At 74.6% G+C, this 14,564-nt stretch carries 12 protein-coding genes and 1 pseudogene; 8 read left to right on the top strand and 5 right to left on the bottom strand.

Annotated elements, in window-relative coordinates:
* Positions 1-265: 265 nt before the first annotated feature.
* Positions 266-1,636, top strand: a complete 1,371-nt coding sequence (locus ACFY0O_RS37120; protein WP_388955367.1) for a transglycosylase family protein — start codon at positions 266-268, stop codon at positions 1,634-1,636.
* A 120-nt stretch (positions 1,637-1,756) separates the two neighbouring features.
* Here ACFY0O_RS37120 and ACFY0O_RS37115 read toward each other — a convergent pair.
* Positions 1,757-2,494, bottom strand: a pseudogene (locus ACFY0O_RS37115) (DMT family transporter); the annotation flags it as partial.
* 280 nt (positions 2,495-2,774) lie between these two features.
* On the opposite strand from ACFY0O_RS37115, the gene ACFY0O_RS37110 reads away from it, so the two are divergent.
* Positions 2,775-4,268 (top strand): SDR family NAD(P)-dependent oxidoreductase, encoded by a 1,494-nt coding sequence (locus ACFY0O_RS37110; RefSeq protein WP_388955365.1) that lies wholly within the window; start codon positions 2,775-2,777, stop codon positions 4,266-4,268.
* A 101-nt stretch (positions 4,269-4,369) separates the two neighbouring features.
* On the opposite strand, the gene ACFY0O_RS37105 is transcribed toward ACFY0O_RS37110, so the two are convergent.
* Entirely contained in the window at positions 4,370-4,777 is a 408-nt protein-coding gene (locus ACFY0O_RS37105; protein WP_388955363.1) for a hypothetical protein, read from the bottom strand.
* A 291-nt stretch (positions 4,778-5,068) separates the two neighbouring features.
* On the opposite strand from ACFY0O_RS37105, the gene ACFY0O_RS37100 reads away from it, so the two are divergent.
* The gene (locus tag ACFY0O_RS37100; RefSeq protein ID WP_388955412.1) at positions 5,069-5,236 is read left to right on the top strand and encodes a hypothetical protein; all 168 of its coding nucleotides are present in this window, start codon (positions 5,069-5,071) and stop codon (positions 5,234-5,236) included.
* 194 nt (positions 5,237-5,430) lie between these two features.
* Positions 5,431-6,423, top strand: coding sequence for an NAD-dependent epimerase/dehydratase family protein (locus ACFY0O_RS37095; protein ID WP_388955361.1), 993 nt, complete (start codon positions 5,431-5,433; stop codon positions 6,421-6,423).
* Here the strand turns inward: ACFY0O_RS37095 and ACFY0O_RS37090 are convergent.
* The 3 genes from ACFY0O_RS37090 to ACFY0O_RS37080 form a co-directional block, all read right to left on the bottom strand.
* Positions 6,403-7,842: a lipase maturation factor family protein gene (locus ACFY0O_RS37090; RefSeq protein WP_388955358.1), complete on the bottom strand. Its 1,440-nt coding sequence runs from the start codon at positions 7,840-7,842 to the stop codon at positions 6,403-6,405. The genes ACFY0O_RS37095 and ACFY0O_RS37090 overlap by 21 nt on opposite strands.
* A gap of 11 nt (positions 7,843-7,853) precedes the next feature.
* Positions 7,854-8,387, bottom strand: coding sequence for a DUF1990 family protein (locus tag ACFY0O_RS37085; protein ID WP_388955355.1), 534 nt, complete (start codon positions 8,385-8,387; stop codon positions 7,854-7,856).
* 87 nt (positions 8,388-8,474) lie between these two features.
* The gene (locus tag ACFY0O_RS37080; RefSeq protein WP_388955354.1) at positions 8,475-9,344 is read right to left on the bottom strand and encodes a YndJ family protein; all 870 of its coding nucleotides are present in this window, start codon (positions 9,342-9,344) and stop codon (positions 8,475-8,477) included.
* Between the two features lie 165 nt (positions 9,345-9,509).
* Here ACFY0O_RS37080 and ACFY0O_RS37075 point away from each other — a divergent pair, with 165 nt between their 5' ends.
* From ACFY0O_RS37075 to ACFY0O_RS37060, 4 genes are all read left to right on the top strand, one after another.
* Positions 9,510-11,051 carry a DUF6777 domain-containing protein gene (locus tag ACFY0O_RS37075; RefSeq protein WP_388955351.1) on the top strand — a complete coding sequence of 514 codons (1,542 nt, stop codon included), beginning with the start codon at positions 9,510-9,512 and terminating at the stop codon, positions 11,049-11,051.
* 7 nt (positions 11,052-11,058) lie between these two features.
* Complete coding sequence (locus tag ACFY0O_RS37070; RefSeq protein WP_388955403.1) at positions 11,059-13,122, top strand: SpoIIE family protein phosphatase; 2,064 nt, start codon at positions 11,059-11,061, stop codon at positions 13,120-13,122.
* A gap of 76 nt (positions 13,123-13,198) precedes the next feature.
* Entirely contained in the window at positions 13,199-14,059 is an 861-nt protein-coding gene (locus tag ACFY0O_RS37065; protein WP_388955348.1) for an Fpg/Nei family DNA glycosylase, read from the top strand.
* A gap of 27 nt (positions 14,060-14,086) precedes the next feature.
* Positions 14,087-14,473: a hypothetical protein gene (locus ACFY0O_RS37060; protein ID WP_358892589.1), complete on the top strand. Its 387-nt coding sequence runs from the start codon at positions 14,087-14,089 to the stop codon at positions 14,471-14,473.
* Positions 14,474-14,564 lie beyond the last annotated feature (91 nt).

Here is a 14,564-nt window from a genome sequence, read left to right as displayed (position 1 = left end):
GGTCCCCGAGCCGGACCCCGTCCCCCCGCCGGCGCCGCCGCTGCCCGACCCCGCGCCGGTGCCGCGGCCGGTGCCGCCCGTACCGGGGCCGGTCCCCGAGCCCGATCCCGTACCCCCGCCGCCGGGACCCGCGCCGATCCCGCAGCCGGGCCCGCTCAGCTGAGGCGGGTCAACTGCCGGGTCTGAACGGCTGGTTGTAGCCCTTGTGGGGACATCGGGGCGCCGTTAGGTTGTGCGGTTCCTGATGTCTTCCAGGGGGGCTCCCATGGGCGTACGGGGCCGGCACCGCCGGTATCAGCCGAGCAGCATCAACCGGGCCTCGCTCGTCGTCACCGCAGGTGGCGCCGGTATCGCCCTCCCCCTCATCGGCGCCGGGGACGCCCAGGCGGCCGCCGTCGACACCTGGAACAAGGTCGCCGCCTGCGAGTCGACGAACAACTGGCAGACCAACACCGGCAACGGCTACTACGGCGGGCTCCAGTTCAGCCAGAGCACCTGGCGCGAATTCGGCGGCACCGCCTACGCCCCGCGCGCCGACCTGGCCACCAAGGCCCAGCAGATCGCCGTCGCGGAGAAGGTGCTCAGGGGGCAGGGGCCCACGGCGTGGCCCGCCTGCGGCCCCCAGGCCGGGCTCAGCCGCAGCGCCGCCGCACCGGCCGTCGCCACCGCCACACCCTCCGCGAAGCCCTCCGCACAGCCTCCGGCCAAGGCTTCCGGGAACTCCCCGGCCAAGCCCTCCGCCACGCCGCGGACGCAGGCGCCCATGGACCGGATCCAGCCGACCAAGGCCACCACCGGCACCCCGGTCAGCATGCCCAGCCCGACCGGCACCACCGTCCTGCCGAATCCGTACGTGGTCGCCCCCGGGGACTCCCTGTCGAGCATCGCCGGCCGCCAGCACGTCGAGGGCGGCTGGCAGGCCCTCTACGAGACCAACCGGCAGACCGTCGGCGGCAACCCGAACCTGATCTTCCCGGGCCAGCGGCTCACCCTCCGGGTCACCGCCGCGCCCCCCGCGCAGAACCCCGAGAAGCCGCCGCGCACCGCCGAGCCGGTCAAGCCCGTCGAGCCGAACAAGCAGCAGCAGGACGACAAGCCCGAGACCAAGCCCGAGAGCAAGCCCAAGCCCAAGCCCGAGCAGGCCGCCAAGCCCGCGCAGCCGCCGGCCAAGCCCGCCACCCCCGCCAAGCCCGCCGAGAAGCCCGCCTCAACGGAGCAGAAGCCCGCCTCGGGAGGGTTCACCGCCCCCGTCGACGCCGGCCTCGGCACCGCCTACCACGTCGCGGGCTCCTCCTGGTCGAGCGGCTACCACACGGGCGTCGACTTCCCCGTGCCGACCGGCACCACCATCAAGGCCGTCGGCCCCGGCACCGTCGAGTCGGCCGGCTGGGCCGGTGCCTACGGCTACCAGGTCGTCATCAAGCACGCCGACGGCCGCTACTCCCAGTACGCCCACCTCTCCGCGCTCGGCGTCAAGGCCGGCCAGCAGGTCTCCGGCGGCCAGCGCATCGGCCGCTCCGGTTCGACCGGCAACACCACCGGACCCCACCTGCACTTCGAGATGCGCACCAGCCCCGCCTACGGCTCCGACATCGACCCGCTGAAGTACCTCCGCGGCAAGGGCGTCGGCATCTGAGACGAAGCCGGGGTCCGCACCCCGCACGTGCGGCGGCACGGCCGTGAGCAGGACCAGGCCGGCCGCCGCCAGCACGCCGCTCGCCAGCGCGGCCACCGCCCCGGTGGTCCCGTACCGGAATCCCTCCGCGAACAGGGTGACCCCCACGGCCGCCGCCACCACCGGGTTCACCACCGTCACCGTGGCCAGCGGCGCCGTCAGCCCCGCACCCCGGTAGGCGGCCTGCGACAGCAGCAGCCCGAACGCCGCCAGCACCGCGATCGCCGCCAGGTCCGGCCACGTACCCCACAGCCCGCCGGGGCCGAAGCTCTCCGCCACCGACTTCGTGAACACCGAGGCCATCCCGAACGCCGTCCCGGCCGCCGCCGCCAGCAGCACGCTCCGCAGCACCGCCCGCCGCATCCGTCGCGAGGCCGGCACCAGCACGGACACCACCACGGCCGTCACCGCCAGCAGCAGGCCCCGCTCTCCGCCGGCCAGCGCCTGGGGCCCCCGGCCCTCCCCGCCCGTCAGGGCGAGCAGCGCGGCAAGGCCCACCGTCGCGAGCACCGCCCCGCGCCAGGCCGCCGCACCCGCCCGCCGCCCCACCAGCGCGGCCGCCATCGGCAGCGCGAAGACGATGGTCAGCGCACCGAGCGGCTGGACCAGGCTCAGCGGCCCGTACGCCAGCGCCACCACGTGCAGCAGGGCGCCCAGGCAGTTCAGGGCGACCGCCGCCCACCAGCCCGGGCGGCGCAGCGCGGCCGGCGCGCCGCGCCGCGCGGCGCTCGCCGCGACGTGTTCCTGGAGGATCGCGCCGCCCGCGTACGCGACGGCCGACACCAGGCAGAGCAGAACCGACAGGCCCAGGGCACTCATGGGACCCACCATGCCGCAACCGCGGCCCCGGTTCATCCGTCCACGGGCCGCTTGACCGGAGTCCGAGTCATCCTCCTGGCATACACCAGAGGGAGTACGCGCAAGCCGCGCCCGCGGGGACGAAGGACCTGATCCCTTCCATACCGTGACAGCCCGCTCGCGGTCGGTGAGGGTGCCGCGGACGGGTTTGGTCCCGGGCGTGTCGGATCCGTACAGTTTCCGTTTTGGGGACTTCCGCAGCAGGCGGACGCGGACGAGCGAGCAAGGAACGGCAGCGGCCATGACGGTGACCGATACCGACACCCACACCGAAGACGACCAGGCATACGGGCCGGGCATCGACCCCGAGCGCCTCGCCGTCTGCCTCAGCGTGCTCGACGAGCTCGACACGATCGACGTCGACCACCCCGACGCCATCACGGTACGACGCGCCACCGCCGGCATCTACCGGACGGTCAAGCAGCGCCGCCGCCAGGAGCGCCGCGCCGCCAAGACCGCCAACGACAAGGCCGTCACCGAGGCCACCGCCACGGGCTCCGCCGAGCGCATCGACGACGAGACCGAGGGGATCCTGCCCACCTCGGTCACCGAGGCCGGCCGGATCGCCGGAATACTCCAGCGCCCGCGCTCCTGCTACGTCTGCAAGACCCGCTACGTCGAGGTCGACTACTTCTACCACCAGCTCTGCCCCGACTGCGCCGCCCAGAACCGGTCCAAGCGCGAGGCCCGCGCCGACCTCACCGGCAAGCGCTCGCTGCTCACCGGCGGCCGGGCCAAGATCGGCATGTACATCGCGTTGCGGCTGCTGCGCGACGGCGCCCACACGACGATCACCACCCGCTTCCCGAAGGACGCCATCCGCCGCTTCAAGGCGATGGAGGACTCGGCGGACTGGATGCACCGCCTGGAGGTCGTCGGCATCGACCTGCGCGACCCCGCCCAGGCCGTCGCCCTGGCGGAGCAGGTCGCCGAGGCCGGCCCGCTCGACATCCTGATCAACAACGCGACGCAGACCGTGCGCCGTCTGCCCACCGCCTACGCCGCGCTGGTCGAGGGCGAGAGCGCCCCGCTGCCGGCCGGCGAGCTCCCCGCCCACCACGTCATCGGCGCCTTCAACTCGGGCGCGGTCGACGGCCTGGCGGCGCTGCCCGTCGGGGTGAGCGGGCTGGAGGCGCAGAAGGTCGCCGACCTCGCCCTCGTCGCGGGCAACGCCAGCCTGGAGCGCCACCTCGCCGGCACCGCCATCGACGCGGGCGGCCTGCTGCCCGACGTCGTGGAGAGCAACACCTGGGTGCAGACCATCGACCAGATCTCCCCGGTGGAGCTGCTCGAGACCCAGCTCTGCAACTACACCTCCCCCTTCATCCTGATCAGCGCGCTGCGCGCGTCGATGGCCGAGGCCGCCCGCAAGGCCTCCAGCGGCCGCGCGTACGTGGTCAACGTCTCCGCGATGGAGGGCGTGTTCAGTCGCGGCTACAAGGGCGCGGGGCACCCGAACACCAACGCCGCCAAGGCCGCGATGAACATGGTGACGCGGACCAGCGGCCACGAGATGTTCGAGAGCGACCGCATCCTGATGACCTCGGTCGACACCGGCTGGATCACCGACGAGCGCCCGCACTTCGACAAGCTGCGCCTGGCCGAGGAGGGCTTCCACGCCCCCCTCGACCTGGTCGACGGCGCGGCCCGGGTCTACGACCCGGTCGTCCGCGGCGAGGCCGGCGAGGACCTGTACGGCGTCTTCCTCAAGGACTACTCGCCCGCCAACTGGTAGCCGTCCCGGCCCTGCGGCCCGTCCGACCCACGGACCCGGCCCCCCGTCCCCGGCGCGGGACGGGGGGCCGGGTCCGTCATCCGTTCGGGTCAATCCCCGGCTCAGAGTTGGTAGGCCCCGGCCGCGACGAGTTCGAGGACCGGGCGCCAGTCCTCGACGACCCCGGCGTCCAGCCCGGCCGCCCGCCCGGCCTCCGCGGCCCGGTGCAGGGCCTCGGCGTCCTCGCCGCCGGCCGCGGGCCCCCGCAGCAGCCGGGCCACCCGGTCGCCCAGCAGCCCGCGGACCGCCTCGGCCGCCTCCGTGCCGGCGAGCTCGGCCGGGCCGTGGGCCAGGCCGTGGACCAGGCCGGCCACCTGGAGTTCCTTGTCGTACGGGTGCGAGCGGCGCAGCAGGGCGGCGGTCCGCAGCCCCAGGTCCGTTCCGGGCGCGTCCGGGCCGCCCTGACGGGCGCGCAGCAGCTCCATCAGCTCGTCGACACTGCCGATCGAGGGCACCCCTGACCTGGCCATCGCCGCTTCCCTCCGTCGTCCGCGCTCGCACGCCGCCGCCCTCGCCGAGCAGATCAGCCCTGGTGGACACGCCGGAGGACGACTTCCTGAACTCGCGGCGAAAACAAGCGGTCCAGCGTGGATTTTACCGTTCCATCGAGCGGCACCCCGCTCATATGTGTACCCTGAGGCGCAAGGATCCCCACCCGGGATCCGCTCCACCAAGGCGCCACCGCGTCCGGCAGACCTTTTAATTTCCCTATCCGGCATGCGGTCGAGCCTGCCGGGTTACGCGACCCAAGGGAGTGCGCGGTGACTGAGACGACGAAGCCCAACCCGACCATGGAGCTGACCGGACGGGTGACCACCCGCTCCGACGAACTCGGCAGCCTCGAGGTCTGGGCCCGATCCGCCCCCATCCGGCTGGCCGGCTACGAGGACGACCTCGCCGAGCCGCACATCCTGCCCGGCATCGACTAGGCCGCGCCCGGGCCGGACCCCGCCAGAGCCACCGGCCCACGGCGCGCCCCACGCCCCCGCACCCCATGGTGACGGGGGCGCGGCACGACCGGCCGGACCCGGCCGGAGGTTCCCGTTCCCGATCAGCTCTCGGCGTCATCGCCGACAGCGATCACGGCTTTACCCGCCCCGCCCATCCGGGCAGGCTGACCGGCATGAAGAAGCTGCTGATGCTGGGCGGAACCGAGTTCGTCGGCCGCGCGATCACCGAGGACGCCCTGGACCGGGGCTGGGAGGTCACCGCCTTCCACCGGGGCCACCACGCCCCGCCGCCCGGCGTCCGCGCCCTACACGGCGACCGCACCGCACCCGGGGGCCTGGACTCCCTCGCCGACGGCCACTGGGACCTCGTCGTCGACACCTGGAGCGGGGCCCCCACCGCCGTACGCGACACCGCCCGTCTGCTGGCCGGCCGCGCCGGACACTACACCTACGTCTCCACCTGCTCCGTGTACGCCTACCCGGCCCCGCCCGGCCGGACGGAGGACGGTGTCCTGGTCGAGGGCTCGCCCGACGCCGGCGCGACCGCCTACCCCGAGGACAAGCGCGGCGGCGAACTCGCCGCTCAGGACGCCTTCGGCGACCGGGCCCTGCTGGTCCGCGCCGGGCTGATCCTCGGCCCGTACGAGAACGTCGGCCGGCTGCCCTGGTGGCTGGGCCGGACCGCGCGCGGCGGCCCCACCCTCGCCCCCGGCCCCCGCGACCTGCCGATGCAGTACATCGACGTCCGCGACCTCGCGCACTGGACCCTGGACGCCGCCCAGGCCGGCCTCGGCGGCCCCTACGACGTGTCCTCCCCCTCCGGACACGCCACCACGGGCTCGTTCCTCGAAGCCTGCGCCGCCGTCACCGGAGGCGCGGCCGAGCTCCGCTGGACGGACCCGGAGCGCATCGTGGAGGCGGGCGTCGAGCCCTGGATCGAGCTGCCCTGCTGGCTGCCCCCGGGTGAGCTGCACGACCACATGTTCCGCGCCGACGTCGGCAAGGCCCTCTCCGCCGGCCTGAAGTGCCGCCCGGTCGAAGAGACCGTGGCCGACACGTGGAGCTGGCTCCGGTCGATCGGCGGCGTGCCGCCGCAGCGCCCGGACCGGCCCGCCAAGGGCCTCGACCCCGAGCGGGAGGCGGCACTACTCGGGCTCGGCGGATGAGGCCTGCGCGAGCCGGGTCGGCGGCAGGTACTCCCGCAGCAGCCTGCGGTGCCACCACGCGCCCGTCTCGCGCAGCTCCCGCCAGGTGGTGAACCGGTAGCGGTACAGCCTGGCCCGCACGAAACGCGGCGGGGCGTCCGGGAAGGGGTTGTGGCGCAGCAGCCGCAGCGTGTCCCGGTCGCCCGCCAGCAGGCGCTCCACGAACGGCCCGAACCAGTCCCGCGCGTAGCCGGGGGAGAGGGCCGCGAACCACATCAGCCAGTCGAGCCGCAGATGGTACGGGGCGAACTGGCGCGGGATCCGGCGCAGTTCACCGGGCTTGCCCTTGAAGCCGTACTCCCGCCAGTCGCCGTCCTCCCGGGGGGTGCGGTCCGAGGTGCCCTCGACCACCACCTCGTCGCGGATCCGGCCGACCGTGCCGAAGGCACCGTAGGTGTTGACCAGGTGCAGGGAGTCGAAGGAGCGGTTCATCACCTGGCGCCGGGAGACCATGTTGAGCACCGGGTGCCGGCTCAGTACCAGCACCAGCACGGTCACCGCGCACACCGGGACCACGTACCAGAGCGGCGCCCCGCGCGAGGCCGCCGGGGGCGGCGGACCGGCGAGCCCGCTGAAGTCGACGGCCGACAGGGCCAGCGTGATCGTCAGCCAGTTCAGCCAGGCGAAGTTCCCCGAGAGCACCAGCCACAGCTGGGTGGCGATCATGATCCAGGCCGCGTACGAGGCCACCGGCTGCGGGGTGAACAGCAGCACCGGCAGGGCCAGTTGTGTCACGTGGTTGGCGGCGCACTCCACCCGGTGCAGCGGCTTGGGCAGATGGTGGAAGAACCAGCTCAGCGGCCCCGGCATCGGCTGGGTCTCGTGGTGGTGGTAGAGGCAGGTCAGCTGCCGCCAGCAGGCGTCCCCGCGCATCTTGATCAGCCCGGCGCCGAACTCCACCCGGAACAGCACCCAGCGCAGCAGCCACAGCACCAGCACCGGCGGCCCCGCCCGGGCGTTCCCCAGGAACACCGCGAGGAAGCCCACCTCCAGCAGCAGCGACTCCCAGCCGAACGAGTACCAGGTCTGGCCCACGTTGACGATCGACAGGTAGAGCACCCACAGCACCGCCCACATCCCCATCGCCGCCCCCAGCGGCACCAGGTCCCCGGCGCCCGCGGCGAGGGCGGCCGACAGTGCGGCGCCGGTCCACGCGCAGGCGGCGAAGAGCCCGTCGGAGTAGCGCAGTCGGAACAGGCTCGGGGCGTGCCGGAAGGGCACGTACCGCAGGTAGCGCGGGACGGGCAGCATGCCGTGCGCGCCGATCAGGGCACGGAACTGCAGGGCGGCCCCGGTGAAGGCGAAGAGGTAGACCCCGGCCAGGGCCCGCTGGAAGACCAGCCGGCCCAGCCAGTACCCGGGCGCGGTGAACCAGTCCATCGCCTCCAGTATCAGGCGGCGGCGGCCAGGGCGCGCAGGCGGCGGCCGAGGAGGCGGGCGTACGACCGCTGGAGGACGGGGACGAGCGGTCCCGCCAGGCGCGTGTACCAGACGGCGGGGCGGCTGAAGGCGGTCACCTCGAACCACACGTTGCCGTCGGCGGCCAGTTCCACGAGGAAGGACTCCTCCCCGCTCTCGGGGTGCCCGGCGAGGGTCCCGTAGGCGAAGCCGGCCAGGCGGCCGGGGGAGTCCGGGGTCCAGACCACCTCGCAGGGCACGGTGATCCGCAGCCGGCCGACGCCCAGGCCGATCTCCACCCGGGTCCCCGGGACGGCCGGGCCGTCGGCCCGGACGCTCGCCCCGGTCGCCCGGTGCATCCGGAAGGAGGAGACGGCCGCGCCGGCCGCCTCGAAGGCCGCCCGGCCGTACCCGATGCGGGCGCGGTGGTGCAGGTGGTGGTAGCCCTCGGGGAGCGGCCGGAAGCGGGTGGCGCCCCGGTCGGGGTAGCTGAGGACGCTGCGGCCGGTGCTGCTGAGGCGGGTCACGGGGATCTCCGTTCGGGCGGGTGGGGCCGGGGTCGTGGTCGGGCGGGGTCGGCCGGGGTCAGCCAGGGGTGGCCGGGTCGGGCGGGGTCAGGCGGGCACGGGTGTCGGGTGGTTGCCGGGGGCCCGGCCGGCCGCCAGCCGCCGCCACGCCAGCAGGGAGCACAGGGCGAAGCCGAGCGCGTTGCCGAGGCCGTGGGTGGCGGCCATCCAGGTCAGGGTCGGGTGGGTGATCCCGGTGGCCTCCCCGGCCGCCCACCACAGGGCGAGCAGCATGGTGGCCACCAGGACCACCGCCGACGCCGCCAGCAGCGCACCCGTCGCCCGGTCGCGGGCAGCGGGCCGCAGCTCGCGCCAGGTCACCAGCGCCACCGTCCACATGCCCCCGGTCAGCACGACCGCGCCCAGCAGCTCGGCCCAGTCGTCCACGAAGTACCCGGCGAGCACGAGCAGGGTCCCCGCCGGCACGCTGTACGCCGCCCAGCGCGCCCGGTGCCCGGTGGCCGCCGAACGGCACACCAGGCCGGCGACGAGGGCGGCCGTGAACCCGGCGAAGTGGAAGTGCGGGACGGTCAGGGCCAGGACGTCCAGGTCGAAGCCGAAGAGCCGGTAGCCGGCCCGCTCGGCGACCAGGGCGGTCCCGGCGACCGAGGGCGAGACCAGGGCGGTCAGCACCGCCACCTCGGAGGGGTCGGGGCGGCGGCCGCCGGACCGGCCGGGACGGCGGCGCAGCCTGGCCCCCGCCGCGCCGAGCAGGGCCAGGGCGGCGGCCGCGTACACGGCGGCGAGTACGGTGGCCGCGGCGCCGCGCGGCAGCCACGGCGAGAGCGCCCCGGGGACCGCCGCCCAGGGCCACAGCCGGGCCGCCGTGCCCAGCCCGGCCGGGTCGATCAGGCGCAGGCCGGCGGGGACTGCGTAGAGCATCCCCAGCGCGACGACCAGGTTCACGAGTACGGTCACGACCCACCCCCTTGAACGCGTTCAACCGCAACGTCGCCACTGTAGGGCTTTTCTTGAACGTGTTCAATGCGTGCTCGGTGCGCATCTGCCGGAACTCCGGTTGCGGCCCCGGGGCGGATACGGCAGACAAGAGGGGAGCAACCGGGGCGAACAGGGAGAGCCAGCGTGAACGACGTGAACGATGTGCCCGCACCGACACCCCGTCAGGCGCCGCGCCGTCATGTACCGGCCGGCGCGGCCGTCTTGGCGCTCCTCGGCCTGATCGCCGCCGGATGCGGCGCACAGGAGCCGGAGCAGACCAAGGGCGCCGTGGGCGAGAGCCAGGAGCTCACCCTCCAGCCGGTGGGCGCCGCCGGCCCCGACCCCTTCACCGCCTCCACCTCAACGGCCGAGTCGGCCCCCGCACAGCCCCCCGTGCCGAACAAGTCCGGCCAGGGCATCCGCACGGTCGGCGCCGCCACCCCCGGCCTGTACGGCGGAACCAACCGGCTCGGCAGCTGCGACGTCGAACGCCAGGCGGCCTACCTCACCGCCGACGACGCCAAGGCCCGGGCCTTCGCCCAGGCCACCGGGATCGAACAGGAGAAGATCCCCGAGTTCCTGCGGGGCCTCACCCCCGTGGTGCTGCGCGCCGACACCCGGATCACCAACCACGGCTTCCGCGCCGGCCGAGCCGACGGCTACCAGGCGGTGCTCCAGGCCGGTACGGCCGTCCTCGTCGACGACCACGGCATGCCCAGGGTGCGCTGCGGCTGCGGCAACCCGCTGGCCGCCCCCCGCTCGGCCAAGGGGAACCCGGTCCTCAAGGGGGACCAGTGGAACGGCTACCGCCCCAACCAGGTCATCGTCATCGAGCCCACCATCCAGCCGGTCAAGAGGCTGGTCATCGTCAACCTCGCCGACAACACCTGGATCGAGCGGAAGGCCGGGGACGACGGCGCCCAGGACAAGGCGCCGAGGGTTCCACCCCCCTACGACCCGGCCGAGGGGATCCCCGACAGCCCCCCGACCCCGCCGGACGACCCCGCCGACCCCTGCGCCACGCCCGGCACCTCCGGCCCGCCCCGGACCGCCAAGCCAACGCCCCCCGCCGGCCCCCCGACGGGCCCGCAGAACCTGCCCGAGACCGCCCCGCCGACCGGCCCCCCGACCGGCCCGCAGAACCTGCCCGAGACCGCCCCGCCGACCGCCCCGCAGAGCCTCCCGGAAACCGCCCCGCCGCTCGACGCCCCGTCCGCCGACGGCCGGCACCTGGCCGAGACGGCCCCGCCGCTGGACCTGTCCGGCCCGCCGGGAGCCCCCGCGCAGCCCGGGCCCCTGGACGAGCAGCTGCCCATCCCGGCCGAACCCGGTGCCCCGGGCGCGGCGGGCGTGCCCGGACCGCCCTCCGCCACCGGCCCCACGCCCTCCGCCCCCTGCCCGTCCGACTCCGCCACCACCGCCCCCGGCCGGCAGACCCCTCCGCAGGTGCCCACCACCCCGCCCCCCGGCGACGTCCCGAGCGGCACGGCCACCCCCGCCGACCCCTTCTCGGACGCCCCCGCCGCCCCCGTCGCCCCCGTCCCGGTCGAACCGGGCCTGACCCCCGACCCGGAGGACGTACCGACCCCCGGCCCGTCCGCACCCGCCGACCCCTTCGGCTTCCCCGACCAGCACCAGGGCTCCGACCAGGGCGCCGACCAGCCCCCCTACCTGGAGAGCGCCTGACCCTGCGCTGTGTCATGGTGGATCGGTGCCGAGCACCGTATCGCTGCCGGAGGACTGGCCCGCACACCCGGACCGGTCCCTGTCACTGAACCGGATGGGCAGTTTCGACTGGGACCTGGTCACCGGGCTCATGCACCTGGACACGGCGGCGCTCGACGTCTTCGACACGCCGCCCGACGACTACGACGGGCGGCCGGAGACGCTCAACGGGCGCGTCCCCGCCGCCGAGGCGGCCCGGCTGGACGCGCTGGTCTCCAGCGCCCTCAAGAGCGGCTCCGACAGCTACGGCGCCTACTTCCGCATCCGCTGCCGGGACGGACGGCTCCGCTGGACCCACACCCAGGGCCGCGTCATGCGCGACCCCGACGGCCGCCCGTTCCGCATCATCGGCATCGTCCGCGACGCCACCGAGGAGCTGAGCCACTCCGCCGAACGCCTCGGCCTGGACGAGGAACGCCGACGCCAGACCTCCGTGGTCGAATCCACCACCGCGGCCCTCGCCCACGCCCGGACCGTCAAGGACGTCATCGACGTCATCGGCGACGCCCACGGGCTGGAGCGGCTCGGCTCGATGGGCATGGTGATGGGCCTGGTCGAGGCGGGCCGGATCCACCTGGTGGCGGAAGGGCCGGAGGGCAGTTTCGTCCCCGGCACGCGCTACACGCGCATCGACGAGGACTACCCGATGAGCGAGGTCGTCCGCTCGCTCCAGCCCCGGTTCCTGGAGTCCGCCGAGGAGTTCGCCGCGGGCTACCCGGCGCTCTGGTCGAAGATCTCGTACATGCGGATCTCGGCCGCCGCCTACCTGCCGCTGATCGCCCAGGCCCGCCCCATCGGCGCCCTCGGCCTGCTGTACGAGGACAAGGAGGGCTTCACCCAGGAGGAACGCAACCTGCTGGTCGCCCTCGGCAGCAGCATCGCCCAGAGCCTCCAGCGGGCCATGCTCCTGGAGCAGGAGCACGACCTCGCCGAAGGCCTCCAGCAGGCCATGCTGCCCCGCCGGATACCGGACGTCCCCGGCGCCCGGATCGCGGTCCGCTACCGGTCCGCCCGGATGGGCCAGGACATCGGCGGCGACTGGTACGACGTCATCCCGCTGCCGGGCGGGCGCGTCGGGGCCGTCATAGGGGACGTCCAGGGCCACGACACGCACGCGGCGGCCGTCATGGGACAGCTGCGCATCGTGCTGCGCGCGTACGCCGCCGAGGGGCACTCGCCCGGCACGGTGATGGCCAGGGCCTCGGTCTTCCTGCACGAACTCGACACCGACCGCTTCGCCACCTGCACCTACGCCGAGGCCGACCTCTCCACCGGGGTGCTCCAGGTGGTCCGCGCCGGGCACATCGACCCGCTGCTGCGCACCCGGGACGGGGAGTGCCGGCGGCTGCCGGTGGAGGGCGGGATGCCGCTGGGGCTGTCGGCGGAGTTCGGCCGCCTGGAGTACCCGGTCACGACGGTCGAACTGGACCACGGGGAAACGCTCCTGCTGTGCACCGACGGGCTGGTGGAACAGCCCGGAGCCGACCTGGACGACGGCGTCCGCCTGCTGACCGGCCTGGTCCGCGAGGGCCCGGAAGACCTCCAGCTGCTCGCCGACCGGCTGTGCGAGGTGGCCGACGAGCGGGGCGGGAACGACGACATGGCCCTCCTGCTGCTGCGCCGCGAGGGCGACGACACGGCACGCCCTGGCGGCGGCCGGCTCCGGCAGCACGTGGCCCCGGGGGACCCCGAGGCCCTCGTGGCGGCCCGCCACATGATCGGGACGGCGGTACGGGCCTGGGGCGCGCGCGGCCGGGCCGACGAGATCGAACTGGTCGCGGACGAACTGATCGTCAACGCCCTGATGCACACCGACGGCCCGGCGATCGTGACCCTCCGCGTCCTGAGCGGACCGCAGCGGCGGCTGCGGGTGGAGGTGGAGGACCGCTCCAGCGCCCTTCCGCGGCGGCGGGAGGCGGGCGAGGCGGGGGTGTCGGGGCGCGGCCTGATGCTGGTGGACCGGCTGGCGGACGTGTGGGGGGTGGAGCCGAGGGGCAGCGGCAAGTGCGTCTGGTGCGAGTTCGTGATGTAGTCGGCCCCCGCCCGCAGCAGGACCCGCCCCCGGCGCCCGGGTCGCGCCGGCCGGCCGGGGGCGGCACCCTGGGAGGATGCCGGAGCTACCGGAGGTCGAGGCGCTCAGGGAGTTCCTCGACCACCACCTCACCGGACGGGCGGTCGACCGCGTCCTCCCGCTCGCCGTCAGCGTGCTCAAGACCTACGACCCCCCGCTCACCGCCCTGGAGGGACAGCCCACCGGCCCGGTGGCCCGCCACGGCAAGTTCCTCGACCTCCCCATCGGCACCCTCCACCTCGTCACCCACCTCGCCCGCGCCGGCTGGCTCCGCTGGCAGGACTCCCTCCCCGCCCAGCCCCCGCGCCCCGGCAAGGGCCCGCTCGCCCTGCGCCTGGCCCTGGACGACGGCTCCGGCTTCGACCTCACCGAGGCCGGCACGCAAAAACGCCTCGCGGTGTACGTGGTCCGCGACCCCCAGGAGGTCCCCGGGATCGCCCGCCTCGGCCCCGACCCCCTCGCCGACGGCTTCGACCGGGAGGCCTTCGCCGCCCTCCTCGCCGGTGAGCGGCGCCAGATCAAGGGCGTCCTGCGGGACCAGTCCGTGATCGCCGGCATCGGCAACGCCTACAGCGACGAGATCCTGCACGCCGCCCGCGTCTCCCCCTTCAAGCTGGCCTCCTCCTTCGACGAGGAGCAGGTCACCCACCTCTACGAGGCGGTGCGCGAGACCCTGCGGGAGGCCGTCGAACGGGCCCGCGGCCTGGGCGCCGGGCAGCTGAAGGCCGAGAAGAAGAGCGGGCTGCGCGTGCACGGCCGGGACGGGGAGCCCTGCCCGGTCTGCGGGGACACCGTCCGTTCGGTGTCGTTCGCGGACTCCTCGCTCCAGTACTGCCCCACCTGCCAGACGGGGGGCGAGCCGCTCGCCGACCGCAGGCTCTCCCGCCTCCTCAAGTAGCGGGCCCGCTGCGTAGACTCCGGCACCATGGCCGAGCAGCAGCAGCCACCGCCCCGGCGGGAGGTCGTCACCGGAGTCCCGCGCGCCGTCCGCCGCAGGCCGCCCGCGCACGCCCCGGCCCGTTCCGAGATCTCCGAGCAGACCACCCTCGGCGCCACCTACGTCCGCGCCCTGATGCGCAGCCAGCTGCGCGCGGCACTGGGCGCGGTGGCCCTGCTGGTCCTGGTGCTCGGGCTGCTCCCGCTGGGGTTCCTGCTGCCCCGGGCGGCCGCAGGCACGGTGGTGTGGGTGGCGCTCGGGCTGGTGGCGTACCCGGTCATGTGGCTGATCGCCCGCTGGTACGTGGCCCGGGCCGAGCGCAACGAGGCGGATTTCACGGGCCTGGTGACCGACCCCGCCGACCCCGCGCGCTAGTCTTCTGAGTCGGGAATTCTGTTCAGATGTATAAGCTTGCCCTGTGGTACGGACGGGACGGCCGAAGGCCGAATTGACGTTGTCGGACGAG

The sequence above is a fragment of the Streptomyces sp. NPDC001594 genome, assembly GCF_042893675.1.
Taxonomy (GTDB): Bacteria; Actinomycetota; Actinomycetes; order Streptomycetales; family Streptomycetaceae; genus Streptomyces.
This window is presented reverse-complemented; position numbering and strand designations above follow the sequence as displayed.

Excerpts from the sequence above, each read along its gene's own strand:
- ACFY0O_RS37105 (WP_388955363.1), bottom strand. The coding sequence starts at position 4,777 with ATGGCCAGGTCAGGGGTGCCCTCGATCGGCAGTGTCGACGAGCTGATG.
- ACFY0O_RS37120 (WP_388955367.1), top strand. The coding sequence starts at position 266 with ATGGGCGTACGGGGCCGGCACCGCCGGTATCAGCCGAGCAGCATCAAC.
- ACFY0O_RS37065 (WP_388955348.1), top strand. The coding sequence starts at position 13,199 with ATGCCGGAGCTACCGGAGGTCGAGGCGCTCAGGGAGTTCCTCGACCAC.
- ACFY0O_RS37110 (WP_388955365.1), top strand. The coding sequence starts at position 2,775 with ATGACGGTGACCGATACCGACACCCACACCGAAGACGACCAGGCATAC.
- ACFY0O_RS37095 (WP_388955361.1), top strand. The coding sequence starts at position 5,431 with ATGAAGAAGCTGCTGATGCTGGGCGGAACCGAGTTCGTCGGCCGCGCG.
- ACFY0O_RS37090 (WP_388955358.1), bottom strand. The coding sequence starts at position 7,842 with ATGGACTGGTTCACCGCGCCCGGGTACTGGCTGGGCCGGCTGGTCTTC.
- ACFY0O_RS37060 (WP_358892589.1), top strand. The coding sequence starts at position 14,087 with ATGGCCGAGCAGCAGCAGCCACCGCCCCGGCGGGAGGTCGTCACCGGA.